We start from the raw sequence: 511 nt of genomic DNA, 5'->3' as shown, positions 1-511 counted from the left end.
AGCCAGTACCTGACCACGTTCGATGTCTTCACGCTTGATACCACGCAGCAGAACACCAACGTTCTCACCAGCACGGCCTTCGTCCAGCAGTTTGCGGAACATTTCAACGCCAGTACAGGTAGACTTAACGGTGTCTTTGATACCAACGATTTCAACTTCTTCGCCCACTTTAACGATACCGCGCTCAACACGACCGGTAACAACGGTACCACGACCGGAGATGGAGAAGACGTCTTCGATTGGCAGCAGGAACGGCTTGTCGATAGCACGCTCTGGTTCTGGGATGTAAGAATCCAGGTAACCGGCCAGCTCGATGATTTTAGCTTCCCACTCAGCTTCGCCTTCCAGTGCTTTCAGCGCTGAACCACGAACAACCGGCAGGTCATCACCAGGGAAGTCGTAAGCAGACAGAAGTTCACGAACTTCCATTTCTACCAGTTCCAGCAGCTCTTCATCATCAACCATGTCGCATTTGTTCATGAATACGATGATGAAAGGAACGCCAACCTGA

The 511-nt window shown here is 51.1% G+C and carries 1 protein-coding gene; it reads right to left on the bottom strand.

Annotation, left to right across the window (positions count from 1 at the left end; translation table 11 throughout):
• Positions 1 to 511: EF-Tu/IF-2/RF-3 family GTPase (locus tag H5P17_RS26535; protein WP_255478010.1), on the bottom strand; the 511-nt coding region annotated here is incomplete at both ends.

It is taken from the genome of Serratia sp. OS31 (genome assembly GCF_014164835.1).
GTDB classification, from domain to species: Bacteria; Pseudomonadota; Gammaproteobacteria; order Enterobacterales; family Enterobacteriaceae; genus Serratia; species Serratia liquefaciens_A.
The sequence above is the reverse complement of the archived record's forward strand: the minus strand, read 5'-3'. Positions and strand labels throughout refer to the sequence as shown.